This is a genomic window from Xenorhabdus mauleonii (assembly GCF_900113945.1).
GTDB classification, from domain to species: Bacteria; Pseudomonadota; Gammaproteobacteria; order Enterobacterales; family Enterobacteriaceae; genus Xenorhabdus; species Xenorhabdus mauleonii.
Window position 1 is genome coordinate 37,234 of record NZ_FORG01000007.1, and the last position, 25,991, is coordinate 63,224.

General features: G+C 42.6%; 21 protein-coding genes. 7 read left to right on the top strand and 14 right to left on the bottom strand.

Features of this window, described 5'->3' with window-relative positions; all coding sequences use genetic code 11:
• The first annotated feature begins 18 nt into the window (after positions 1-18).
• On the top strand, positions 19-834 hold the full coding sequence (locus BM100_RS08940; protein ID WP_092510066.1) for a TraB/GumN family protein: 816 nt from the start codon (positions 19-21) through the stop codon (positions 832-834).
• A gap of 54 nt (positions 835-888) precedes the next feature.
• Here the strand turns inward: BM100_RS08940 and BM100_RS08945 are convergent, their stop codons facing one another.
• Positions 889-1,836: a hypothetical protein gene (locus BM100_RS08945; RefSeq protein ID WP_092510068.1), complete on the bottom strand. Its 948-nt coding sequence runs from the start codon at positions 1,834-1,836 to the stop codon at positions 889-891.
• A gap of 399 nt (positions 1,837-2,235) precedes the next feature.
• On the opposite strand from BM100_RS08945, the gene ybaK reads away from it, so the two are divergent.
• On the top strand, positions 2,236-2,712 hold the full coding sequence (ybaK, locus tag BM100_RS08950; RefSeq protein ID WP_092510070.1) for a Cys-tRNA(Pro)/Cys-tRNA(Cys) deacylase YbaK: 477 nt from the start codon (positions 2,236-2,238) through the stop codon (positions 2,710-2,712).
• 540 nt (positions 2,713-3,252) lie between these two features.
• Here ybaK and ushA read toward each other — a convergent pair.
• Positions 3,253-4,911 (bottom strand): bifunctional UDP-sugar hydrolase/5'-nucleotidase UshA, encoded by a 1,659-nt coding sequence (ushA, locus tag BM100_RS08960; RefSeq protein ID WP_092510074.1) that lies wholly within the window; start codon positions 4,909-4,911, stop codon positions 3,253-3,255.
• Between the two features lie 305 nt (positions 4,912-5,216).
• Here ushA and BM100_RS08965 point away from each other — a divergent pair, with 305 nt between their 5' ends.
• Together BM100_RS08965 and ybaL are read left to right on the top strand one after the other, a co-directional pair.
• Positions 5,217-6,446 (top strand): MFS transporter, encoded by a 1,230-nt coding sequence (locus BM100_RS08965; RefSeq protein WP_092510076.1) that lies wholly within the window; start codon positions 5,217-5,219, stop codon positions 6,444-6,446.
• 229 nt (positions 6,447-6,675) lie between these two features.
• Positions 6,676-8,394, top strand: a complete 1,719-nt coding sequence (gene ybaL / locus BM100_RS08970; RefSeq protein WP_092510078.1) for a YbaL family putative K(+) efflux transporter — start codon at positions 6,676-6,678, stop codon at positions 8,392-8,394.
• Between the two features lie 100 nt (positions 8,395-8,494).
• Here ybaL and BM100_RS08975 read toward each other — a convergent pair whose 3' ends face one another.
• From BM100_RS08975 to apt, 9 genes are all read right to left on the bottom strand, one after another.
• The gene (locus BM100_RS08975) at positions 8,495-9,805 is read right to left on the bottom strand and encodes an inosine/guanosine kinase (protein WP_092510383.1); all 1,311 of its coding nucleotides are present in this window, start codon (positions 9,803-9,805) and stop codon (positions 8,495-8,497) included.
• Positions 9,806-9,967: 162 nt separating this feature from the next.
• Complete coding sequence (wzz(fepE), locus tag BM100_RS08980) at positions 9,968-11,071, bottom strand: LPS O-antigen length regulator Wzz(fepE) (protein ID WP_092510080.1); 1,104 nt, start codon at positions 11,069-11,071, stop codon at positions 9,968-9,970.
• 164 nt (positions 11,072-11,235) lie between these two features.
• Entirely contained in the window at positions 11,236-12,201 is a 966-nt protein-coding gene (gene hemH, locus BM100_RS08985; RefSeq protein WP_092510082.1) for a ferrochelatase, read from the bottom strand.
• A 189-nt stretch (positions 12,202-12,390) separates the two neighbouring features.
• Positions 12,391-13,038, bottom strand: a complete 648-nt coding sequence (gene adk / locus BM100_RS08990; protein ID WP_092510084.1) for an adenylate kinase — start codon at positions 13,036-13,038, stop codon at positions 12,391-12,393.
• Positions 13,039-13,207: 169 nt separating this feature from the next.
• Positions 13,208-15,097, bottom strand: a complete 1,890-nt coding sequence (gene htpG / locus BM100_RS08995; RefSeq protein WP_175494936.1) for a molecular chaperone HtpG — start codon at positions 15,095-15,097, stop codon at positions 13,208-13,210.
• Positions 15,098-15,403: 306 nt separating this feature from the next.
• Positions 15,404-16,012 (bottom strand): recombination mediator RecR, encoded by a 609-nt coding sequence (gene recR, locus BM100_RS09000; protein WP_092510088.1) that lies wholly within the window; start codon positions 16,010-16,012, stop codon positions 15,404-15,406.
• Positions 16,012-16,341: a YbaB/EbfC family nucleoid-associated protein gene (locus BM100_RS09005; RefSeq protein WP_092510090.1), complete on the bottom strand. Its 330-nt coding sequence runs from the start codon at positions 16,339-16,341 to the stop codon at positions 16,012-16,014. Before BM100_RS09005 ends, recR begins: the two co-directional genes overlap by 1 nt.
• A gap of 48 nt (positions 16,342-16,389) precedes the next feature.
• A complete protein-coding gene (gene dnaX, locus BM100_RS09010) occupies positions 16,390-18,402 on the bottom strand; it encodes a DNA polymerase III subunit gamma/tau (protein ID WP_092510092.1) in 2,013 nt (670 codons plus the stop codon).
• Positions 18,403-18,523: 121 nt separating this feature from the next.
• Positions 18,524-19,075: an adenine phosphoribosyltransferase gene (apt, locus tag BM100_RS09015; RefSeq protein WP_092510094.1), complete on the bottom strand. Its 552-nt coding sequence runs from the start codon at positions 19,073-19,075 to the stop codon at positions 18,524-18,526.
• 208 nt (positions 19,076-19,283) lie between these two features.
• Here apt and priC point away from each other — a divergent pair, with 208 nt between their 5' ends.
• Positions 19,284-19,826 carry a primosomal replication protein PriC gene (gene priC, locus BM100_RS09020; protein WP_092510385.1) on the top strand — a complete coding sequence of 181 codons (543 nt, stop codon included), beginning with the start codon at positions 19,284-19,286 and terminating at the stop codon, positions 19,824-19,826.
• Between the two features lie 21 nt (positions 19,827-19,847).
• Positions 19,848-20,012: a pleiotropic regulatory protein RsmS gene (gene rsmS / locus BM100_RS09025; RefSeq protein ID WP_092510096.1), complete on the top strand. Its 165-nt coding sequence runs from the start codon at positions 19,848-19,850 to the stop codon at positions 20,010-20,012.
• A gap of 35 nt (positions 20,013-20,047) precedes the next feature.
• Here rsmS and mscK read toward each other — a convergent pair whose 3' ends face one another.
• The 3 genes from mscK to acrR form a co-directional block, all read right to left on the bottom strand.
• Positions 20,048-23,479 (bottom strand): mechanosensitive channel MscK, encoded by a 3,432-nt coding sequence (gene mscK, locus BM100_RS09030; protein ID WP_092510098.1) that lies wholly within the window; start codon positions 23,477-23,479, stop codon positions 20,048-20,050.
• A 142-nt stretch (positions 23,480-23,621) separates the two neighbouring features.
• Complete coding sequence (locus BM100_RS09035; protein ID WP_092510100.1) at positions 23,622-23,975, bottom strand: DsrE/DsrF/TusD sulfur relay family protein; 354 nt, start codon at positions 23,973-23,975, stop codon at positions 23,622-23,624.
• 19 nt (positions 23,976-23,994) lie between these two features.
• Positions 23,995-24,645 carry a multidrug efflux transporter transcriptional repressor AcrR gene (acrR, locus tag BM100_RS09040; protein WP_139216948.1) on the bottom strand — a complete coding sequence of 217 codons (651 nt, stop codon included), beginning with the start codon at positions 24,643-24,645 and terminating at the stop codon, positions 23,995-23,997.
• A 141-nt stretch (positions 24,646-24,786) separates the two neighbouring features.
• Between acrR and BM100_RS09045 the strand changes: the two genes are divergently transcribed.
• Positions 24,787-25,986 (top strand): efflux RND transporter periplasmic adaptor subunit, encoded by a 1,200-nt coding sequence (locus BM100_RS09045; RefSeq protein ID WP_092510104.1) that lies wholly within the window; start codon positions 24,787-24,789, stop codon positions 25,984-25,986.
• Positions 25,987-25,991: the final 5 nt, after the last annotated feature.

Here is a 25,991-nt window from a genome sequence, read left to right on the forward strand (position 1 = left end):
ACCTTAGGAGTATGGAACATGGGAAAATTGATGACATATGTCGGTAATGTATTAGGGCTAAACCGCCAACCGCATTATCCTTACCCCGCGTTCGATATTAATCTAAGCCAAAACAGACAATTGCACATTGTTGGCAGTATCCATATGGGAACAAGAAACATGTTCCCACTTTCTGAAATACTGCTGGAACAGTTGGATCAATCTGATGCCCTTATTGTCGAAGCTGATATAACGCAGGCAGAATCCCCTTTCCAAGAGCAATTTTCCGAGCAGGTTGCGCCACTGTCACAACGTTTATCTCCTGAGCATTTTGACTGCTTGCAGAATTACTGCCGGGAAATCCAATACCCTGCGACCCTGCTGGATCCCCTGCCGTCTTGGCAAGTCTCATTGATATTACAAGCTACACAAGCTCAATATTTGGGCTTGCGTCCTCAATATGGTATCGATTATCAATTGTTGAACAGTGCGAAAGCCATCAATAAACCCATTATTGAATTAGAGGGCGCTAATGCACAGATAGACTTGCTGACCCAGTTGCCAAACGACGGGCTTCCTCTGCTCGAAGACACTATTACCCATTGGCATACCAATGCCCAAACTTTGCAAACGATGATCAACTGGTGGATGAACTATCATTCTGAATCAACAAATCAGATGTTGCCGACAACATTCTGTGAGGACATTTACCAAATTTTAATGACTGAGCGTAATCAACGGTGGAGCCAACAATTACACCAATTGCCGGCAGGAAAGTATGTGGTTGCTGTGGGAGCCTTACATCTGCACGGTGACAATAACTTACGGCAGATTTTGTTAACGCCACGATATTGACTAATCTATAGCGCTCAATATGTTCTTTGATATTTCATGTTTATTTTAAAGGAGTTATTTTCTCCATTTGAAGCAGCTAAGAACCGATTTAGTGGATTTAATGGGCTTAGTGGGTTTAATGGGCTTAGCAGGTTTATCTTTGCGTGAATTACCATAGTCTTCCCATAGGCTCTTCCATTTTTCTATTTCCCAAGGAGGGACAATAGGCTTTTCATCTAGCCAGAATTGTATTTTGTTTGCTACATTTCCATTTTCTCTGTTTCTATATATCCACCTCAACTCTTGCCCCGTAATACTAGGATCCCCAGAATCTTTTACAGGAATTTTCTTAGTAACCTGATCCATATCAAGCTCATCAAGTAAAAAATGTATATAAGTTATAAAGTCATTTTCTTCTCGGCATGCGAATTCTAATATTCCTTTGCATTTCCTGCCTATATCTCTAAAATATGTATTTTTATATTTATCCCTAATATATGCGATCAAAAGATTATTTATACCCTCTTCTTTCCTTTCTGCTTTATTATATAACTCTGTATATTTATTAATATTCCTACTTTTATTTTGCCTTGCATCATCATACCTCATCATCTTCTTTTTTTCTTTATCTTTCATTTTCTTAATTGATTTTAACGTCTTCATCTCTGTATCTGTGAAGACATGAGTTTCAGCAACCGTATGATATTTATCATGCTCAGAAAAACATTTATTAATTCTTTCATTGTAGGATTGAAACTCAGGATTTTTGGTATATTTAATGCGTTTATTATATTCCATTACGGTTTGACGATAATTAGCAACTTTAAGTTTTTCTAAGGATTCATCCCACGCTATTTCAGCCGGAGTTAAAAAACTATCAACTATTTTTGGTGGAAAAGTTATTCCATATTCTTTAACATATTTAAACACACCATTAAAATATTTCGACCTAGACGAATTCAAACCATAAGCTAGATCGCCTGTTTCAAAAATTAGCTTAAATTTATCTTTAGTGAAACCCATATTTATCTTCCTCGGTATCATTTAATCTGATGCAGATGTATTAAAATAATTTTTCATAATGATAAAACCTTTTAAAGGAAATCTACCTATAGAAATAAAGTTCCATTTTGAAAAATTATGGATGGATAACCAATATTACTTTAGATAAAGTGTAGTGCATTTTTTACACAAATCTGCTACAAACCAATCTATATAGAGATGGTTTAAGTGATATTGAAGAAATGAAATCGTTGCCAAACGGTATATGCCTGGCTATTGTAATAGCCTTACTTTTTCAAGGTGATAACTATTTCCACGGTGACAACAAGATACGGCAAATTTTGTTAAACTGACAGAACAACGAAGCGGTTACCCTACCCTATGTTTTATCTTTGCAGGAAAATTTTTACAGGAAAAAATATGACTCCCGCCATTGTCTTATTGGAAAAGCAAAAAATTAATTTCAAACTCCATCCTTATGAGCACGATGCCAATGAAAACAACTTCGGTGATGAAGTCGTCAAAAAACTCGGCTTAGATGCCAGACAGGTCTTTAAAACACTGCTGGTTTCCTTGAATGGGGATCCCAAAAATCTGGCTGTTGCAGTAACGCCAGTTTCCGGGCAACTCGATTTAAAGAAAATAGCGAAATTTTTCAAGGCGAAAAAAGCGGATATGGCTGATCCCCTTTTGGCACAAAAGGTGACTGGGTATTTGGTTGGCGGCATTAGCCCGTTGGGGCAGAAAAAGCGCCTTCCAACCGTTATCGATATCCAAGCAGAAACGTTACCCACTCTATTCATCTCAGGGGGGAAACGTGGGCTGGATATTGAGCTATCTCCCGCTGATTTATGTCAATTGCTTAACTGCTCGTTTTCGGACATTGCCAAGGTTTGAAGGCCTTGGATTTGCATGATAAATGCAACTTCCATTAATTTTTTCGAGCCGGCTCTGTTTTTTATAAAGCAGGGCTTTGTGCCGAAAAAGAATGTCGATATACTTTCCTCATCGCGAAAAACTTCAGTTAATATTTTAATTAATTGAGTTTTCTTAAACAGAAAAAATAACGCTCTATCATTCCTTTGTAATATTGCCATCTTTGTCACTTTGCTATTTGAAAAATAAAAAACGGAATTTATAACCATTAACATAAGGAGAAATATTTTCATTAATTACTACATTACTCAATAAATATATTATTTTAGTTTCAACCAACCGTCTCTATACACAATGGATTTAAAGTTGCATCGTGGCGGCAAGGGGGAGCATAGATAATTATGTGACCAGGAACCAACAAAGAGGCTGCTTGAAAGACGAAGTGTATATTTTAGATTTTACATCACTACTCCTATGTAACTAAGCAAAAGACCATCTGCTTTTCAGATGGTCTTTTTATATCGCCAAAAAATAAATAATCGTATATTAACTAATAGCGATTTATTTATGGACTATTTCACCTTTTGGCTCATAATCAGCCGCTTTCAGTGGTGAATGTTTTTCAATATATCCTTTCAATACCTCAGCATCGACAAAACCCGTGTCAACGTAACCCGGCAAATTATCAACCCGTGGGTAACCATCGCCCCCAATCGCATTGAAATTCAGCGTTGCCATGCGATACGTTTTATTGGGATCTAACGGCTTGCCGCCAATTTTTACGTCACTGATATTTTTGCCGTTCATCACGAAGCTGACATTATAGAATTGACCATAAGCGCCAGAATCTTTTTGCATATTCGCAACGGCGGTTAAATAAGGTAAGACTTCACTCCCTTTGAAATCGACATAAACGAGTTGGTTAGCAAACGGATGTACTTTCAATACGTCTTTGTAAGTGATATCGCCTGGCTCAATGGAATCACGAATACCACCACCGCTCATTACAGCAAAATCTGCGTTTGTGCGTTCCATCTGGGCAGCCAATACAAGGTGCGCCATATTGGTTTGCACGAAACGAACTTTATTTCGATCGCCTTCCAGTTTGTTATCCACTGAACCGACTTTAACCCCCAATTTCTGGCTGCCTTTTTCCTGATAAGGGGTCAGCAGTGTAAGCATATCCGGGTTTTTCGGAATTTCATGAGTATAGTAAACGCGCTCTGTGCTGCCATCTTCCTTTTTCACTTTTTTCTTCAGATTAATGGGGATCAACTGATAATGAACCAGCTTGAATTTACCATTACGGAATTGGAAATCAGCACGGCCAACATATTTTCCCCATTCATGAGCCTGAACAATCCATGTCCCATTTTGGCGATCTGGAGAGCAAGGCGTTCCCGGAACGTAATCCACCAGTTTATAGTTTTTATTTTCTTTAGACATACAAACAGGATCTTGTGAATGCCCTCCCACGATCATGTCTAAATACCCCGCAGGTAAACTACGCGCCATTTCAACATCGCCCGGTGCATTGGTTCCATGATGACCATCGTCATAATGCCCCATATGCGTAGCCGCAATGATCACATCCGGTTTCTCGTTCTTTTTCAGCTGTTCGATAACTTTTTTGGCTTCTTTAGCAGGGGGGCGGAATTCAACACCCGGGAAATTAGCTGGGTTGCCTATTTTGGCCGTATCATCAGTCGTTAAACCCAGTACCGCGATTTTTATTCCCTGTTTATCAAAGATGGCATAAGGTTTAAATAACCGTTTGCCCGTACTGGTTTGATAAATATTGGCGGATAAAAATGGAAAGTTTGCCCATTTTTGCTGCTGTTGCAACACACTAAGAGGCTTATCAAATTCATGATTGCCCAGCGCCATAGCATCATATCCCACTAAATTCATACCCTTGAAATCTGGCTCAGCATCTTGCATGTCTGACTCTGGTACGCCGGTATTGATATCACCACCCGACAATAGCAATACACTTCCCCCTTTTTTGGCAACTTCCTGACGAATGGAATCAACCACCGTTTTTTGAGCGGCCAAACCATATTCGTCATGATCGTTATTCCAGAAATGGCCATGATGATCGTTAGTATGCAGAATTGTAATATCGTAAGTTTTGTCTTTTTCCCAAGCTACTGCAATTAGGGGGAATAACGACAGAGAAACTGAAAGAGCACATATTGATGCTTTAATTGAAAACTTCATGGGTATCTCCATGTCCTGTAATAGTGTTACTGATATACATCTGCGTCTTTCAAGCCGCAGTTTTATTGGCTGCACCTTGAAATCCAATAGGTACACAACGTTCATCGTATTTTTTGTTCAGGATTACATAGTTGCACCATAAAATAATGCCTTCTTTCATTTTTTTGAGATAACTGTCAAATTATCTTCATAGGTATAAAGATTTTATTCACAATCCAAGATGGATTAAAGTGTGAAAAGTAAACAAAGATTCAACACTGGTCATCTGCCATTCCCTACCGACTTCTATTGATAAGCGAATAAATATGAGTGAACAAAGCAATATAAAATCCTTGTCAGCTTCATCCAAAAAAACACATCGTACTGTTTTCTCAATACTCGGTGCCATCAGCTTTTCTCATCTACTGAATGATATGATTCAGTCACTGATATTGGCGATTTACCCATTGCTGCAATCTGAATTTACCCTGAGTTTCATTCAGATTGGTATGATAACTCTGGCTTATCAGGTCACCGCATCGCTGTTACAGCCCCTTATTGGCTTGTATACAGACAAACATCCCCAACCCTATTCATTGCCAATCGGTATGGGGTTTACCTTATCAGGGCTGCTTCTGCTGGCTTATGCAGAAAGTTTTCCAGTCATATTGCTGGCCGCCGCGCTGGTCGGAACGGGCTCATCCGTTTTTCATCCGGAATCGTCCAGAGTTGCCCGCATGGCATCCGGTGGACGCCACGGATTGGCGCAGTCTGTATTTCAAGTGGGCGGAAATTTAGGGGCTTCGCTTGGGCCATTATTGGCAGCCATTTTCATTGCACCTTACGGCAAGGGAAATGTCGGTTGGTTTTCTCTGGCGGCACTGTTGGCAATCGTTATTCTATTGCAGGTCAGTCAATGGTATAAAATGCAGCATCGGGCCAGTTCGTCTCAATCTGCGCATCATGCCTCTCCAGCAAGATTTTCCAAGAAAACAATCGTGGGCTCTTTTGCCATTCTATTAATACTGATTTTTTCAAAATATTTTTATCTCACCAGTATCAGTAGCTACTACACTTTCTATTTAATCCAAAAATTCGGCGTATCTGTACAAGATGCCCAAATCCACCTATTTGTCTTTTTATTTTCTGTCGCTGCGGGCACGATGATTGGCGGGCCGGTTGGCGATAAAATTGGCCGTAAATATGTCATATGGGGATCAATTCTTGGGGTTGCGCCATTCACTCTAATGCTACCTTATGTATCTTTATTCTGGACTGGCATACTGACTGTCGTCATTGGTGTCATATTGGCATCTGCATTTTCTGCCATTTTAGTCTATGCCCAAGAACTCCTTCCTGGTAAAACAGGCATGGTCTCTGGCCTATTCTTTGGTCTGGCTTTCGGAATGGGTGGTATTGGTGCCGCTGTACTTGGTTATATTGCAGATCAAACCAGTATAGAGTTAGTTTATAAAATTTGCGCCTTTTTGCCACTTCTTGGCATATTCACGCTATTACTGCCTAACATGGAAAATAAAAATCAAAATAATCAGTAGAATACATTAATTACTTTTAACCAAAACCTTACAGATTCCTTCTTTGTAAACAAGCGTAAAGAATAACAAGATCTGCATAAAATTACATTAAAATAGCGTTTATGCAGATCACGCTCATTTTCACCACTCAGTATATTTTTTAACACGCTTACCTTGAATTATTTATAAAATATATTATTACCTCACCTAATCATACAATTTATTTTAACCTCACTCAGAAGGAGCCTTGATGGAGCATTCGACACCTCTGATCACGACCATTGTTGGCGGCTTTGTTCTCGCCTATCTGCTTGGCATGCTTGCACAACGCTTTAAAATCTCGCCTCTTGTAGGCTACCTTGTCGCCGGTGTATTAGCAGGTCCTTTTACCCCCGGTTTTGTGGCCGATACCTCTTTGGCTCCAGAACTTTCAGAAATTGGCGTGATATTACTGATGTTTGGTGTCGGTCTTCACTTTTCGCTTAAAGATTTGTTAGCCGTCAAATCAATCGCCATTCCAGGAGCCATCGCTCAAATTGCCGTTGCAACCTTGCTTGGAGTCGGGTTATCCACATTACTCGGTTGGGGACTATTCAGCGGCATTGTCTTCGGGCTCTGCCTGTCTACCGCCAGCACAGTGGTATTGCTCAGGGCATTGGAAGAGCGGCAGCTTATTGATAGCCAAAGAGGGCAAATCGCCATTGGTTGGTTGATTGTCGAAGATCTGGCAATGGTTTTGGCATTGGTATTGCTGCCGGCAGCAGCAGGCATTATTGATAACCAGAACGCCAATATCGGCCAGTTGTTGCTCGAACTCTCCATTACAATCGGCAAAGTCATTGCCTTTATTTTATTGATGATTTTTGTCGGCCGGCGCTTAATCCCTTGGTTACTGGCGAAAACTGCCAGCACAGGTTCCCGTGAATTATTCACATTGGCTGTACTGGCCATAGCACTGGGTATTGCCTATGGCGCTGTTACATTATTTGATGCCTCATTTGCCTTGGGAGCCTTCTTCGCCGGCATGGTATTGAATGAATCAGAATTGAGCCATCGAGCGGCACAAGATACCTTGCCACTGAGAGACGCTTTCGCCGTTCTTTTCTTCGTGTCAGTAGGTATGCTGTTTGATCCGATGGTGTTATTCCAGCAACCTCTCGCTATTTTAGGAACTCTTGCCATTATTGTGATCGGCAAATCTTTGGCCGCCATGCTGTTGGTAAGAATGTTTGGGCATTCACGACGAACCGCCTTAACCATTTCAGTCAGCCTTGCCCAAATCGGCGAATTTGCCTTTATTCTGGCAGGGCTTGGCATCACGCTGGGGCTGTTGGATGGAGAAGCACGCAACCTTGTTCTGGCTGGCGCTATTATTTCCATTATGCTGAACCCTGTCCTGTTTAGTTTACTGGATCGTTATCTGGAAAAAACAGAGACTCTTGAAGAACAATTAATCGAAGAAACGCTGGAAGAGGAAACGCAGATCCCTGTCGATATCTGTGGTCATGCCATCGTCGTCGGCTATGGCCGGGTTGGCCGCCTGCTCTGTCAGCGTTTACAAGAAAGGAGTTTCCCGGTAGTCGTCATTGAAGATACTCGTGCACGATTTGAAGAGCTGGGAGATGCCGGAATCAGTACGGTGGTGGGAAATGCAGCCAAGAAAGATATTATGGCACTGGCACGGCTCGATTGCGCTTGTACGCTACTCCTGACAATCCCCAATGGCTATGCCGCCGGTGAAATTGTTGCGAATGCCAGAGAGATCCGGCCTGATATCAATATTATTGTTCGCGCCCATTATGATGAAGAGGTCACCTATATTGCAGAGCGTGGCGCAAACCAAATCATTATTGGTGAACACGAAATAGCACGGGCCATGGCTGATGCACTTCCTGAAAATTATGAGGCAGGTTGTCCGGTAGAGCCACCACAATCACCTTTGCCAACCAGTCCATCATCTGCGGCATAATTTACGGCCTGAAAGAGTTTCCTCGCAAAAAAATATCCCCACTATGTGGGGATATTTAAGTGGGAATATTTAAAACGACATACTGGTGCAAATTCCAGTATTAACGCTCCCAATAAGACTCTTCCAGACTATCCTCTTTTTCCGGCAAACCTCGGGTTAAACGTGGGGCATGTTGGCTCAATACCTGATAGCTCACCCTATTTGCATATTTACATACTTGCGCCAATGAGGAGTAGGTCAAATAAGAACGCATATGTTTGCTGGAATTTGGCACATTCATCCGGTGGTAACTGTTAGCGGTGATATCGTGCAATAAAGCCGATAATGCCCCATCTCCAGCGCCATTGGTATTCATGATTTTTTCAGGGCCACCCATAAAAGGCTCAATGTGAGAATAAACGCGCGTCGGATTTTGACAATCTACTTTGCGCATCGCCCGGCTAAACTCATAGCGATTAAATTCCGCAATTGCACCAGGTAACAGAGGATGAGATGTCTGGCGTTTATATTCTTCTTCTGTATAACCCGCCATGTACAATCCAGCAGGCCCCGCTGTACACAGTACCAAATCGACCCAATTGAGCGCCATATCAGCCGCCAGCAATGGATCGCTGAAACCGGTTAATTCATATGCCTCATCTTCATTCATTGCGACAACAGAAATGTTTTCAGCCAGGAAGTCACGCCACCATTGAGGATCATCAGCGATGACATATTTTGTCCCTAATGTCAGAACTACTGGCACATCATGTTTCTTCGCATATTCAATGGCCTTCATCGTCGCTTCCGGCATGGGTTCACCTGGCTTACAGCGCACCAAATATGCGGTAAGTACCAATGCCGAGGCTTCCGCAATAATGTGCTCAGGAATGCTTTCCGGATGAAGTTGATTCATTAGACCCGGGCTAATAGCAAATGTTCTTTCGCCATTTTCTGTCACTAAGGTAAAGCAGCGGCCAATGGGGCCATCTACACCCTGCAGGTGATTCAGATCCATGCGGCTGGATGTATTGCACAGATAGCAATAGGCATAACTGCCTATCTGGATGTTATTGCACATTGCGCCGAGCAAAACAGATTTATCATCTGCCAGCACAGAGTAGTTGTGCAAAGTGTTGCCAATGGTTCCACCTGCAAATTCGTGACTGATAAGGTTATTCTCTGTCAGTTCCTTGTAGAGCGCTTCTGCAACATCATCTTCAATAACGAGGGAATGTCCTTGGCTCAAGTTATAACGCTGAATGAAGCTTTCATCGACTTTAGCTTCAATATCCACCAAAGTTTGATCAATGCCAACAATGTAAGCCCGGTTATTTTCGGTATCCATCATCTCTTTGATGGGCTGAAGGAGAGGGTCTCTTAAACTAACAGGAAAGTAGTGTTTCGATTTACGTTTACCAGGGAATTTCATAATTAATTGCTGCAATAGAGCCAAAACATGCGGCATTTTAGCACAACATCATGTAGTGCAATACTGGAGCAAAACAAAAAACGAAATGATAAAAACATAAGCAGCCAATGTCACCACAACATTGGCTGCCATATATTCACGCTGTATTACTCAATAATAATATTAAGCGTTTTGTTTCTGGCGACTACGTACCATATGACGCAGTAACACAAACATGATGGATAGAATAAATCCGATAAAGCCCGCACCAATAAGAATCAGCAAACGCTTGGGTGAGTCTTTAGATGTTGGCTCATAAGGTTCTTGCATGTATTTGAATGGCTCGAAGTTAACTTTATCGATGTTTACTTTTTCCAGATTTTGGATATATAACTGGCGGTTACGCAGATCAGCATCAATTCTCGTTGGATCGGTAATTTCTTCAGTAATCTGGAGCTTACGTTGCAACGCATCAGAGCCCAGTGCAATTGAGTAATCCGGGTCATCTTTGATCATTGCGCCACCATTCGAAACTGGTTTTTTAACACCGGCAGAGTTTGCAATGGAAATCGCATACTTTAAACGTTCAATATCTACACTGCGCATATTGGCGATACGCGATAAGTCAATGTCATACATTTTTTGCGAATAAGCCAATTTCTGATGAACCATATCATTCAATTCATCTTTGACTTGATCACGAACAACCGAAGAGACAAATTTGATGTAACCACCCAACAGAGCGTAAGCCTCTTTCGCATTGTCTGCGCTGAAAGAAAGCGTGACTTCATCAATTTCATCATCTTTCTTAGGCAAAGAAGATGTGATGTTTTTATTCACGATCTTCTCAATCAAGCGTCTTTTTTCTTGCTCAGAGGTATCATCTTTCTTGGCAAGCAAGTTTTTAAAATAATCAGTACTGACCAAATATTTTTCACGTAATACACGTGAATTATAGTTATCAACAAAGCGCTTATACAGTGAGCCTTCTGTGACATTCGGCTCAAGATTCAGAACACGCAAATCCGTTAAGACATTTTTCAATGGTTGATATTCTTCCAGCTCAGGTTTAACCACAGCCGCAGTACTGGTCCATTTCTGTGGCAGAAATGATGCAACACCAAAACCAACCAAGGCGAAGGCAAAAGAGGCTGCAATAATCAGGTATTTTGATTGGAAAAGAACGGAGAATAATTCAAACAAATCAATTTCATCTTCTTGAGGCAAATGATGATAACTTGAATTCTCTGTATAAAAATCGGGGTGTTTAATAGGTTTATCACTCATTATCTGTATATCCAATCCAAATAGTTTTGTTTTTCATTGATAGGTAAGCTCGCTATCCCGCTCACGGCAACCATTGATTTAAACAATATCCTTAAAAAATCATACAATTACTAACACCCACCATTTACAGTGTTAGATAAAGTCGCCGAACAAATAGTTAAAAATCATTTGATGATATTATTTACTAACTTTTCGAGCAGTAAAATGTGGGACTCATTATCATTAAGAGCCGGGATATATTCAAACTTTTTCCCACCCGCATTAAAAAAGATATTTTTATTCTGTTGCTCAATTTCTTCCAATGTTTCCAAACAATCCGCTGAGAAACCGGGACATACCACCTGAATATGTTCCACTCCCTGAGCTGGCAAGGATGCCATTGTTTTATCTGTATAAGGTGATAACCACGGTAAACGACCAAAACGGGATTGATACGTCATTATTACTTTATCTTCAGGATAATCTAATGCCTGCGTCAATAGTTTAGTCGTTGCTTCACATTCTTGTGGGTAAATATCGCCCATCGTTGCCAGACGTTCAGGTATTCCGTGGTAGGAAAGCAGCAAACGGTCAGGCTGACCATGTTTCGCAAAACTCAGCTCGATGGTTTTTTTTAATGCCTCAATATAGGCCGGGTGAGTCGCATAACTACGGATAAAATGCAGATTTGGAATCGTATGATATCCCTGCAATATTTTACTGACACTATCAAATACTGCGGCTGACGTTGTGCTGGAATATTGGGGATACAGTGGCAGGATAATCAACTCATCCACACCTTGTTGCAGCAAGTCATCAATGGATTGCGACAAAGAGGGGGTGCCGTAAGTCATGCCCAAGGCAACAGGGATTTCCGCCAATTTCTCAGCCAATAATTTCTGTTGGCGGCGACCATAAACTAGCAAGGGCGATCCCTCTTCTGTCCAGATTTCTTGATAGAGCTTGGCAACCCGAAGAGAGCGGAAAGGCAGAATAAAACCATACAGTATGGGTTTCCAAATGAATGGAGAAATATCAACAACTCTTCTGTCACTCAAAAACTGTGCCAGATAACGCCTAATTGCTGTTGGTGTGGGTGCTTCCGGCGTACCAAGATTTACGAGCAGGACACCATACTTATTACGACTCATTCTTCAGTGCTCCATTAAAAACCTGACGGCCTAGTATAAGGCATAAGTGATGGTCACATATAATTCTTCATTCAAGTGAATGAAACTTGTAATGAAAAATAAGAGGAATGAGATAAAGATAAAAGACAGGCGGCAAAAAAATACCGCCTGCTCTGGCAGATCAGGAAATTATTATCCGGCAATGATTAATCATTCACCCAGAATGTTAGCCAATTCTGCGCTGACTTCAGATACCTGACGAGTTCCATCAAGTTTGAAGTATTGTGTATTACCTTCCTGAGCTTCTTTCTGATAGTAAGAAACCAAAGGTGCTGTTTGTGTGTGGTATTCAACCAGACGTTTACGGACAGTATCTTCCTGATCATCTTTACGGATGCTCAGTTCTTCACCTGTAACGTCATCTTTGTTTTCCACTTTTGGTGGGTTGAATTTAATGTGATAAACACGACCCGATGGAGCATGTACGCGACGGCCGATGATGCGTTCAACGATGATTTCATCCGGAACATCAAATTCCAGAACAGAATCAACCTTAATGCCCGCTTCTTTCATCGCATCCGCTTGAGGGATTGTGCGCGGGAACCCATCCAACAAGAAGCCATTGCGGCAGTCATCTTGTTTGATGCGCTCTTTAACCAAAGCAATGACCAATTCATCAGTCACTAGCTTACCATTATCCATCAACTCTTTTGCTTTCAAACCCAACTCTGTGCCAGCTTTCACTGCCGCACGCAACATGTCACCTGTCGAAATCTGAGGGATCCCATATTTCTCCATGATAAATTGCGCCTGAGTCCCCTTACCGGCGCCTGGCGCGCCCAGCAGAATAATACGCATTGCGTAAATCCCCTTGCTATTTGCTTTTCGTATTTTAAAGAAAACGAACCACCATACCATTTGAATGGGGTGTGGCTCAAGAAAACAGGTAAACGTTTTCGCATTATAAAAAAATAAACCACGCTCCATTTTCTATGGAAGCGTGGTTTTTATCATGATCTCAAAGAGATTACGCTTTTTCAGTTAATAATAATTGATTCATTCGGCGAATGAATTGGTTTGGATCATCCAGCGTACCGCGTTCTGCAAACAAAGCTTGATCCAGCAGCAATTCTACCCAATCCGCAAATTGCGAATCATCTTGAATGTCAGATGCTCTCTTGACCAGATCATGCTCTGGATTCAGTTCAAAGTTATAGCTCACTTCTGGTGCAGATTGACCTGCCGCCGCAAATAACTTCGCCATTTGAGTACTCATGCCATCAGCGTCAGTTGTTACGATCGCAGGTGTATCTGTCAGACGGCGAGTTAATTTAACTTCTTTGACTCGCTCACCCAGCAGGGTTTTCACACGCTCAACAAATGGCTCCAGTTTTTTGTCTGCATCTTCTTGCTCAGCGCTATCTTCGTTAGCCAGTTTTTCAAGAGATTCATCAGATTTGCTAACAGACTGGAATGATTTACCATCAAATTCAGTCAGGTAGCTCATCATCCACTCATCAATGCGGTCAGACAGCAACAGTACTTCAATGCCTTTTTTGCGGAACAGTTCCAAATGAGGGCTGTTTTTCGCAGCAGCATAGCTATCGGCAGTGATGTAATAAATTTTATCTTGCCCTTCAACCATGCGGCCAATGTACTCTTCCAGAGAAACAGTTTGTGCCGAAGCGTCATTGTGCGTTGTAGCAAAACGCAGCAATTTAGCGATTGCTTCTTTGTTTGAGCCGTCTTCTGCAGGCCCTTCTTTCAGCACCAAACCAAATTGCTGCCAGAAAGTCTGGTATTTTTCTGCATCGTCTTTTGCCAATTTATCCAGCATCTGCAATACACGTTTAGTCAGTGCGCTGCGCAAGTTGCGGGTAATTGTGCTGTCTTGCAAAATTTCGCGGGAAACGTTCAACGGCAGATCGTTGGAGTCAATCAGACCACGGACAAAACGCAGGTAATTTGGCATGAACTGTTCAGCTTCATCCATGATGAAGACACGCTGTACATACAGTTTCAGGCCATGCTTGTGTTCACGGTTCCACATATCCCACGGAGCCTGAGAAGGGATGTACAGCAGGCTGGTATATTCCTGTTTACCTTCAACGCGGTTATGGCTCCAGCTCAGGGCGTCAGCAAAATCATGGGAAATGTGTTTATAGAATTCTTGGTACTCTTCATCGCTGATTTCGGCTTTACCACGAGTCCACAGCGCCTGAGCTTTGTTGATCTTTTCCCAAGCAACAGTAACTGTATCGTCTTCTTCATTTTTAGTTTGGGTTTCGATTTCAACCGGCAAAGCGATGTGATCAGAATATTTGCCAATGATTGAACGAAGACGCCAGTCATTGAGGAATTCACTTTCTCCATCACGCAAATGCAGGGTGATTTCTGTACCACGTCCTGCTTTCTCAATATCCGCGACAGTGTAATCACCTTCACCCGTTGATTCCCAGAACACGCCCTGATCGGCCGCTGCTCCTGCTGCACGGGTACGTACGGTTACTTTATCCGCAACGATAAATGCTGAATAGAACCCAACACCGAATTGACCAATTAATTGACTGTCTTTAGCCTGATCAGAACCGATGGATTCAAGAAATGCTTTAGTACCGGATTTTGCAATTGTTCCCAGATTATCAATCACTTCATCGCGGGACATACCGATGCCATTGTCACTGATAGTGATGGTTTTCTGCTCTTTATCACAAGCCAGACGAACACGCAGTTCGCCATCATTTTCATACAGTTCCGGCGCTGATAATGCACGGAAACGCAATTTGTCAGCAGCATCAGATGCGTTTGAAATTAATTCACGGAGAAAAATTTCTTTGTTGGAATAGAGAGAATGAATCATCAACTGCAACAGTTGTTTGACTTCAGACTGAAATCCACGAGTTTCCTGACCTTTCATGCTCATTTATTACCTCAATCTAAATCCAGTTCAGATATGTAAAATCGGACGATGGTAATCAAATGGGGATAGATCCGGAGAGTTTCAAGTTAGGACAACAAGAAGAATGCAAAAATTAGTTTGGAAGCCGTAAAAATTGGTTTGGAGGCAGTGAAAATCTGTCTGGTAGGAGTGAAATCAGTTATGGATGGCGGCATTATCCGCAACACCATCCATTGCAATTTTTCATGTGGGATTGGTTATATACCTGCCGTCTTTCGGGTTGCCGCTTCGTTGGCTGGGCAACGCGAAATCCTGAGGTATAGATCACAAATCAGTGATTCGTTGACGACCAGCCAGTGAATGAGACAAGGTTGTACCATCCACCATCTCAAGTTCTCCCCCCACAGGGACACCGTGAGCGATTCTGCTGGCCGTTACACCATATTGCGAACACATTTCCGCAATATAATTTGCCGTTGCCTCTCCTTCGACAGTCGGATTCGTTGCCAGAATGATTTCTGATAAAGCTTCAGTTGATAACCGTTCTTCCAAACGATCCAACCCGATATCCATTGGCCCAATACCATCCAGAGGAGACAAGTGCCCCATCAAGACAAAATAACGCCCCGCAAATTGACCGGTTTGCTCAATGGCATGGATATCCGCCGGACTCTCTACCACGCAAATCTGACCATTTTGCTGACGACGGGAATTTGCACAAATAGTACACTGTTCTTGTTCAGTGAACGTCCGGCAATCCTGGCAATGACCGATTTCAGACATCGCCCTAGTCAACGATTGAGCCAATCTCATGCCACCGCTGCGATCTCGCTGCAATAGATGAAATGCCATCCGCTGGGCAGATTTGGGGCCTACGCCGGGCAAACAGCGCAATGCTTCCATCAACGATTCAAGAAGAGGACTGGTTTGCATTAGAATGGCATCTTAAAGCCAGGTGGCAACTGCATTCCATTGGAAACACTGGCCATTTTTTCTTTCTGGGTTTCTTCAATGCGACGGGCCGCATCATTGAATGCCGCAGCGATCAAATCTTCCAGCATGTCTTTGTCATCGTCCATTAAGCTTGGATCGATTTCTACACGACGGCAGTTATGTGCACCATTGATAGTGATTTTCACCATACCAGCACCGGATTCGCCAGTGACTTCAAGGCTTGCAATTTCTTCCTGCATTTTCTGCATTTTATCTTGCATCTGCTGGGCTTGTTTCATCAAATTACCCAAACCACCTTTACCAAACATAATTATCTCTCTTCGCTATAGACACAACATACAAATACGCTGTGACGGTTAAACAGGCCGGATACTTTCCTCATCCAATTCTGCATCAAATAACTGCCGAAGTGTTTGAATCGTTTTATCCGAAATAATGGATTGGCGAGCTTGTGCTAATTTTTCTTCATAAATAGCCTGTCGCCATTCCAGAGGCGTTTTTACCGCAGGATTATCATCTTCAATGATATTGAGTTCAATAGGTTTCCCATGCAATTCACTCAACGCTTCGGACAATGATTTTTGTGCCGATGCAGAATTAAGATGACGCTGTTTTGAACGCAAATGCAAACAGAACCGATTTTCATCAATCTGTTCTTTGAAGGCATTCAATGCTACCTGCTGAACCAATTTAGGAATATTCAGTTTATCAATTTCCGCAGCCCATGGATCCCTTTGTTTCGATTCAACGGCTAATTTGGCAACTAATTCAGCGGTTTTTTCATGCTCAAGTGCCGCTTTTATCGCTTTCGGGGTGGCAACCGATTGTTGTTTTTCTTCAACATGAACATTCGTGGCTCTCCAGCGATATGCTTCTTTCTTTATCGGCTTAGGTTCCTGTGCTTTAGGAACATAAGACTGGGGACGCTGTTCAGCCACAGATACCAATCGTTCCAGCGCCGAACTTGCCGGCTTAGCCTTCGCAGACTCTGCCGGCTTAGGCTTTTTTGGTGGTGTATTCCCTTGACGAGTCAGCAAATTTCTTGCTTGCAATAATTTCTCGGTTGGGCTGTTGGCAGTAGGCGCGGTATCCATTGTTTGTGGCGCGCTTTGCGTCATGGGTTCATTTCCGACACTACCTACATTTCCTGCACTACCTATATTTCCTGTATTACCGACATTTCCGGTACGACCTGCGGGAACTGCATTATTCGGCGTAACTTGGGGCGAAATGGGCGCTACAGGTATTTCCAGCGCAGATGGCGGTGTTTCTTCAATAACCGCTTTGGGATGGAATGCCAACGCCCTCAACAATGCCATTTCAACGCCCATCCGGCGCTCTGGTGCATAAGGGAGTTCTTTGCGCCCAACCAATAATGCCTGGTAATAAACCTGCAAATCAGTGGGAGAAATAGATCTTGCCAGCAAGCGTAAGCGCTCTTCCATTGAAGAAGAGTCATTTTCTGGTTGCTGCTGCAAGAGCTGGAGCATGGCAATGCGATGCAGCAATGACAACATTTCAATCAACAAGTTTTCCCAGTCCATACCACGGGATGCAACTTGTTCAACCAAAGCCATCATTTTCTGCCCATCGGCACGAACCAACGATTCAATCATCGCCAATGGCTGCTCATCGTCCAACGTTCCCAGCATTTGGCTGACGATATCTGATGTCAGTACTCCGCCCCCAAGTGCTATGGCTTGGTCTGTTAAGCTCAGTGCATCACGCATGCTGCCATCCGCAGCGCGGGCAAGAAGCTGACGAGCGCGAGCATCGCTCTCTATTTGTTCGGCATTAAGCACATGTTCCAGTTGGCCGCTGATTTGATTCACATCGAGAGCTTTCAGATGGAATTGCAGGCAACGTGAAAGGATAGTTACAGGCAACTTTTGTGGATCGGTCGTTGCCAAAAGGAATTTCACATGTTCCGGCGGTTCTTCCAATGTCTTCAGCAAGGCATTGAAACTGTGACGGGAAAGCATGTGAACTTCGTCAATGAGGTAAACTTTAAAACGGCCGCGCGCAGGAGCATACTGGACATTGTCCAGCAGTTCACGGGTATCTTCTACTTTTGTTCGGGAAGCGGCATCGATCTCAATCAGATCGACAAATCGCCCCTGCTCAATTTCAAGACAGTTTGCACACTGACCACACGGAGTCTTTGTTATACCCGTTTCGCAATTCAGTCCTTTTGCCAACAGACGTGCGATCGTGGTTTTACCTACACCGCGAGTGCCGGAAAAAAGATATGCGTGATGGAGGCGTTGGTGCTCAAGACCATTAGCCAATGCAGTCAGCACGTGTTGCTGACCGATCACATCAGAAAATATTTGTGGGCGCCACTTACGGGCAAGTACCTGATAGCTCATGAATACCGAGGAAATTGAACATGACTGTCTATCATGCTAGCACAGCCTCGCTATGAACGGCGAGGCTGATGTACCAATAATGCAAAAATCAGAACAATCAATCGTTACAGTAGGCAGGAAATCAGTGTCCTGGGAACTCGACAATCGTATAACTTTCCACACCTTGTTTTTTCAAACGCTCAACACCACCCAGATCCGGCAAACCAATGATGAATGCTGCTTCAGACACGTTTCCGCCAAGGCGACGAATCAAGTTTACTGTCGCTTCAATCGTGCCGCCTGTTGCGAGTAAGTCATCAATAACCAGAACTTTATCAGCTTCTGTGATGCTGTTTTTATGAATTTCCAGCGTGTCGGTACCATATTCCAGATCGTAGGTTTCACTTAACGTCTCACGGGGTAACTTACCTTTTTTGCGGACAGGGACAAAACCCACTCCCAGACGAAGTGCAACAGGTGCACCAAACAAGAAACCACGGGCTTCAGTGCCGACAATTTTCGTAATGCCTTTATCCTGATAACGAGCTACCAATAAATCGATTGTAGCTTGGTAAGCCGCAGGGTTATCCAGCAAGGTGGTAATGTCACGAAAAAGGATCCCCTCTTTTGGATAATCAGGAATTGTTTCGATACTATCTTTAATTAATTGCAGTTGTTGTGCATTAGCGGTCATAATCGATGCCAGCCAGTTATAAAAAAGGGAAACGGAGGAATTTATTCAAACTACCAGAAAAAAGCAACTGTGATACAAATTGCAGCTTATATTTTGTTGACTTACGTCAAGCCTTGCATCTATCACGCCAGAAAGGCTCTATAGCCAAATAAGAGAGTTTAACGAAATGCTCTTTGACGAGCAGATTATTAATGATAAAGGGTGGCAGATGGGTATACAAAGTTTATTAAGCGCACTTGAAAAACAGATAAGCAGTCTGGAAAAAGATCTCGCACAGCTCCCTGATACGCCTTTTTCCATCGCCCGTTTTGATCAATCGCTGTTTCATCACCACAGTAATAAACTGGGTGGGTACATGCTGGAGATCAAACAAAATATGGAACAATTGAAAACGAGTGTAACCAGCCATCGCATTGAACAGGTCACCTTCCTTTCTGAACGTCTGGTGACACAAATAGAGGCGTTGAAACGGGAAATAGCAACCCAGACGTTACGAAAGCAAGAAGATAAATTTGAACGCCATTCACAGGAACGGGATCTTTACCAACGTCTGGCAGAACATCAGGATTATGAGCGCCGTTTAATGGCAATGGTTGATGACCGAGAATTACAGTTAAATAAACAAGTTACCCTTGAAAATAAATATAAACTGCAAAAAGAAATCGCCGCTCTGGCAGGCAGGTTGACTCGCTGCCGCCAAGCATTAATGCGCATTGAAAGAACAATAGAAAAACAAGAAAACTCTGATTAATCACAAGGATAAATAATCATCATGAGTCTCGAACAAGCACCACCTGAAGTCCAGCTCGCGGTAGATCTTATTTACCTCCTTGAGTGTAATGAAGTTTCCCCTGATATTGCACTGGCCGCATTAGAAATTGTTAAACACGATTTTCAGGGGAAACTGGAAAAACAGACTCAGCAGCCTGATAAATAAGTTCAATCCATTCTTATTTCATCAGGCCACATTTTTTAAAAATGCCCATCAGGATGGTGATTGCCGCCGTTTAATGGTTTTTGTACCTCTTGCAAAGTATCACCTTGTCCATTGTGTAAATAGACTTCCAATTGGTTAAAGGCAATATTAATGTCATTTTCCCGACATAATTTATCAATGCTTCTATTTACTTCATCAACGGTACGGCTACGATCACCCACCTCACGAACATAAAGCCTCAATTCATGATCCAATGTACTGGCACCAAAACTCATAAAATAGACTTGTGGCCCGGGTTCGCTCATCACTCGGCTATTATCGTTTGCGGCCTTTAACAGCACTTCTTTCACCTTATCAAGATCAGAGCCATATGCGACACCAACTTTAATAATGATCCGCGTGACAGTATCGGAAAGACTCCAGTTGATTAAGCGTTCTGTTACAAATGCCCGATTGGGGATAATCACTTCTTTGCGGTCAAAATCTGTAATTGTTGTCGCACGAATACGAATTTTACTGACTGATCCGGAATAAGTTCCGATAGTAACCGTATCGCCAATGCGAACCGGACGCTCAAATAAAATAATCAAGCCCGAAACAAAGTTAGCGAAGATTTCCTGTAACCCAAAACCTAAACCGACCGAAAGCGCAGCTGCCAGCCATTGTAATTTATTCCATGAAAGGCCCAGAGTTCCCAATGCAGTGATACCGCCAACGCCAATGATAAGATAAGTCAATGTCGTTTTGATGGCATATGAGGCACCTTGTTGCAATTGCAGGCGGGATAGAACCAGAACTTCCAGTAATCCCGGCAAGTTTCTCATCATGATCCATGAAATCACCAACATCGCTATCGATAGAACCAAATCTTTCAAGGTAATGTATTTCAGCACATTGCCCAGTTCATTTGTGGTGCTGTATTGCCACAAATTGATCCCATCAAGGTAAGAAAATACGGTTACCAGATCAGACCAAATCCAATAAAATGCGCCTAAAAAGACCAGAAACAGTACCATTGTGGTCAAACGCAATGATTGTTGGTTAATGAGATCCAACGCCATTGGTGGCTCTTCCAATACTTCGCCTTCTATACCTTCTTTGGTCAGAGATTGACGCCGGGCGACAGCGCGTCGATAGGCAATCCGGCGGGCAGCAATGCCCAATCCCCGCAAACATGTTTGATAGCTGATATACCAGAGCAACAGTAAATATAGGCTGTATAACCAACGTTCAGCTAAATGCAAGGTTGTGTAGAAATAGCCTGAGACCATCAGCACCATCATGACCAGTGGTGCAAAAGTTAATGTTGTTACCACAATCAGGCGTATCATGTGTGAGTTTTTCTCACGCCAGATATAACGACAGAATGGGAAGACAAATAAGAAGACAAAGAATAGGCAGACTAAAGTAATGCCCTGGCCTATCACATCATCAGACAGTTGCAGCGGGTGTTTCACTCCCAATGTTATCCAAAATAAAACAGGCAACAATACAATAGACAGGCGGACAAGGTTTTTTCGGAATAAAGTACAGTCTGCTTTGTTCAGGGCAAAATGCTGTTCTCCGATCCTGCCTGCGGAAAGTATTTGGTAACAGGTGCTGTACATAACCCAAAATAACGCCAACTGGCGCGAGTACCCCCAAATCAACTCCCCCAAATCATCACCTGATTTTAAATACCAATAACCGGCAGCCAGCACAATGAAAGCAAGTGGCAGCGTTTTTATCACAGTCAGAATCAGAGCCAATGGAGTATGCAATTGGCTGTCACGGCGAAATTGCCCCACCTCACCGGCAATTTTCTTCAGTTGCTCATTAATGCCTTTGGTTTGCCAACGCAAAAACAAACCAACCAAAACAAGGGGAATAACGAAATGGATAGAATTTTCCAGCCCGGTAACGAGGCCATTGAGAGTCACTTGAACGTTTAGATGGTTCAATTCATCCCTAATTTGCTCAGGCAGAGATTGCAACCACGTTAAATTCATCGGCTTATTGCTGTTTACCCAGAAAATTTGCTGAACAAGCGTTTGTTGCAATGATCCCATCACATCCAGTAATTGTTGCTGATCCATCTGCAAATTGATGGAGTGTGTAATCTGATTGCCTAACTGGTTGTTGAGTTGATCCAGAAGCTCACGGCGAATATCCAAAATCTGATTGAGGGCATTACGGATTTCACCCACCGTTTCTGAGGATTCTCCTTTGATTTTATTATGGTTTTCAAACAGTAAATTTTTGACGTAATCATTATTCTGATACAGTAAATCCCGCTCCTGAGTAATTTCAAATTGTTCCAGACGCAGGTCAGCAATTTTTGTCGGCAAATCTTTTGTCAAAGCGTCAGCGGGTATTTTCAACTGCTCTTGAAACAAAATGCGCGATAACAATAAGCTGCCACGCAACACCTTAATTTGTTCTTTTAAATTTCGCTCAGATTGAATTGCTCTATCCAACTGCGTCTTCACATAGATGTTTTTCTGTGCCAGTTGGTTGTTGTCCCGAGTCGCTGCAACAAGCCGCTCACTCAATTCACGATTATTTTCCAACTCCCTACTGATCAGAGGATTATCCTGAATGTGTGAATTCTGCCCGTCTTGAGTCTGCGCCTCTTTTGCCGTTTCTTCAGAAATAATGAGCCGTTTTCCGCTCACGACAGTTTGAATCAACAGAACATAATCTTCTAGCTGCTTAATTTGGAGTGTTGTATAGTCCCGCTGTTGCTGCAAAAGCGATTGCAGCTGGGTGTTTGCCTGCAAGGCAGCTCTTTGAAATTCATTTTGCTGCATCAAAAAGGATTGTTCTACCAATAACAGTTCCGTTTTGGTCTGATACGATTCCGGCTGTTCAGCCAATGCATTATTAAGTTGGTTGCGAATTTGCTGCAATCTTTGCACATTATGGAAGAGTATATTTTGCGCCCGTTCCGGTTGCGTTTGCAGCCCAATGAATTGGCTGTTATAGCTGGCCAGATCTTCCAATGCTTTCTGCAAGCTACTCAATGTGCTATTTAATTTCGCCTCAAGTTGCTTTAGCGACAGTGTGTCCAATGACTGTTTATATTCGTTTTCATCTTGCTGCGTATTATTCTTCAGATCTTCCATCTCTAGCATGATCTGGCGCGATTTTTGAGGGGCCTCTTGCTGGTTTTTCTTCAGCAAGTTAACGCCTTGTTTCACTTGATCAATTTTGTCAAAGAAAGAGAGGGCTTTTTCCAAATCTGCTATTGATGCTTTTTCTTCGACAGTATGCTCCTTGCGCTCTGTCAAAGCATTAAGTTGATTTTGGATATCATTGCGGGTTGGAACATCACCGCCAAAAGCGGCATTTGCAGGAGAAAAAAAAGACGATAGGATGAAAAGCAGCCCTACCACCAAAACAAATCGAGAAAATAATCTATCGGGGAGTTTGTTGCACAAGCCTCCCTCATTGAGCAAAATACTCAAATATCGGTTAACTGAAACCATGAATTCATCTACTCATCATATGCAGATAATGGAATGATAATGCTTAATATTAGGCAGTTCAGGTATTAAGGAAGTACTGGTATTAGAAAAGTACTGCGGCATTTATAATCTGCTCCCGCACTTCCTGATACATTAATTTTAATTAAAATGATAATACTTTAGATGCTGCCAATGTCCATTGAGCCAGCTCACCCAATGTACCGATTTTCACTCCATCAACCAACGCCAGTTCGCTGATGCCTCTGGCATCCGTGCAGGTTTTGCATAATTTTACTTCGACATCCTGTGCCGTCAAAATTTCCAGCATGTGTTTTAAATTATAGCCTTCTTTGGGGATTTGCCCGGCTAAACCAGCAACCACAGCGTCAGACATCAAAAATAATTTCAGTCCACAGTCAGGTTCCTGTTCTTTAAGAGCTATAGATAATCTTAAGGCATTAAAAAGAGATTCATTGCCATACGCCGCGCCATTAGCAATAATCAAAATAGATTTCATTATTATTTGTCCTAATTATTCAAGATTCATTTTCATCTCTGTGCCGCATATGATGGCTATATTTCAGTGTGTCAATGAAACTATCCACCAGATATACAGATTGATCTTGAATATTAAAACTGTCTGGCGCGAATAACCAGTTCTCCAATACCCCTGTCATTAACGCCCTCAGCATGATAGAGGAGCGCTTGAGATCGAGATTATGCGGTAATTCCCCAGACTGAATACAAAACCCTAATAACTTTTCGATTCTTTCATAATCGGAAATACATATCTCCCGAAGCTCATCTGCTAATGGAGACATTTCTCCAACAAACTCACATTTATGGAAAAAAATTTCCATAAGTAGGCAACTTTGGAGATCGCCTACCATTATTTTTAATACCGAAATCAATAAATATCTCAATGCAATGAGTGGATTATTAGGGTATTTTGCCTGATACTCTTTCTCTAGTTCGGCTGTTTTATGCTTTGGTATCTTGCAAACAACAGAAAGTAAATCTGTCTTATTCTTAAAGTGCCAATAGATTGCCCCACGCGTTACACCAGCCGCAGTAGCAATATCAGACAATGAAGTCGCTGAGACACCACGTTCAGAAAAGGTCTTTATTGCAGCATCTATGATCTGTTGACGGGTTTGTTGTGCTTGTTGTTTATTATTTCGTGCCATTTTCTTGCCATAAACTTTGTTTTTAACTGAAGCTGATTTACATACATTCATGTATGTTTGTACTATAGCACCCTTAATCAATGAAGTAATGATTTCAGTCGTTAGCTTAGAGAATCAACATTGAAAATTTGAGGTTTACTTATGCATATAAACAGGGGAGTTTTACCTCTGGCCACAGTACTGCTGCTTTCAGGCAGTCTTCTTTTGTCTGGATGCAATGACAATAAAGATGCACAGCAAGGGGCTACGGGCCAACATGTTCCTGATGTAGGTATCGTAACGCTGAAAGCAAAACCTCTGACAGTCATCACGGAATTACCAGGTCGTACTACGGCTTACCGTGTTGCAGAGGTTCGCCCCCAAGTCGGCGGTATCATCCTAAAACGTAACTACAAAGAAGGTAGCGATATTGTTGCGGGCGAATCGTTATATCAAATCGATCCTGCAACCTATCAGGTTGAATACAGCAAAGCTCAGGCAAACCTGGCAAGAGCGAAAGCGAATGAAACCGTTTCTCACTTAACCGTCGAGCGCTATAAATCGCTGTTAGGAACACAATATGTAAGTAAACAGGAATTCGATAAAGCAAACTCTGATTACGCACAGGCAAAGGCTGATGTTCAGTCCGCTCAAGCCGCATTGGAAAGTGCCAGAATCAACCTGGCGTATACCAAAGTCAGCTCCCCAATATCTGGGCGCGCGGGTAAATCCACCGTCACAGAAGGAGCACTGGTTTCTGCGGGCCAGTCAACAGCCCTGACAACCGTTCAGCAATTAGATCCTATTTATGTGGATATCACTCAATCAAGTGATGATTACCTGCGCCTTAAAAATGAAATAGCCAACGGCACCGTTCATAAGGAGCATGGCAAATCAAGAATCCGCCTAGTTACTGAATCGGGTCAAGAATACAGCCAGACTGGCTATCTTGAGTTTTCAGACGCTACCGTTGATGAATCAACAGGTTCCATCACTATGCGGGCTATTTTCCCAAATCCAAATGAAGAATTACTTCCAGGCCTGTTTGTCCGTACCAAACTGGAAGAAGGTATTCGTCAAAATGCGATTTTGATCCCTCAACAAGCTGTAACCAGAACACCTCGTGGCCAAGCCACCACAATGATTGTCAATAAAGATAATAAAGTGGAAGTGCGTAACATCACTGCGGCTCAAGCTATTGGCAACAAATGGTTGGTGACAAAAGGTTTGAAAGCAGGAGATCGAGTGGTCGTCACTGGGTTGCAAAAAATAGCACCAGGCGTAACGGTTAAGCCAACAGAAACTGATTTGGATGCCAAGCCTGCGGCTAACCAAGCTGAGTCTGCAAAAAAGCCTCAATAAGGAGT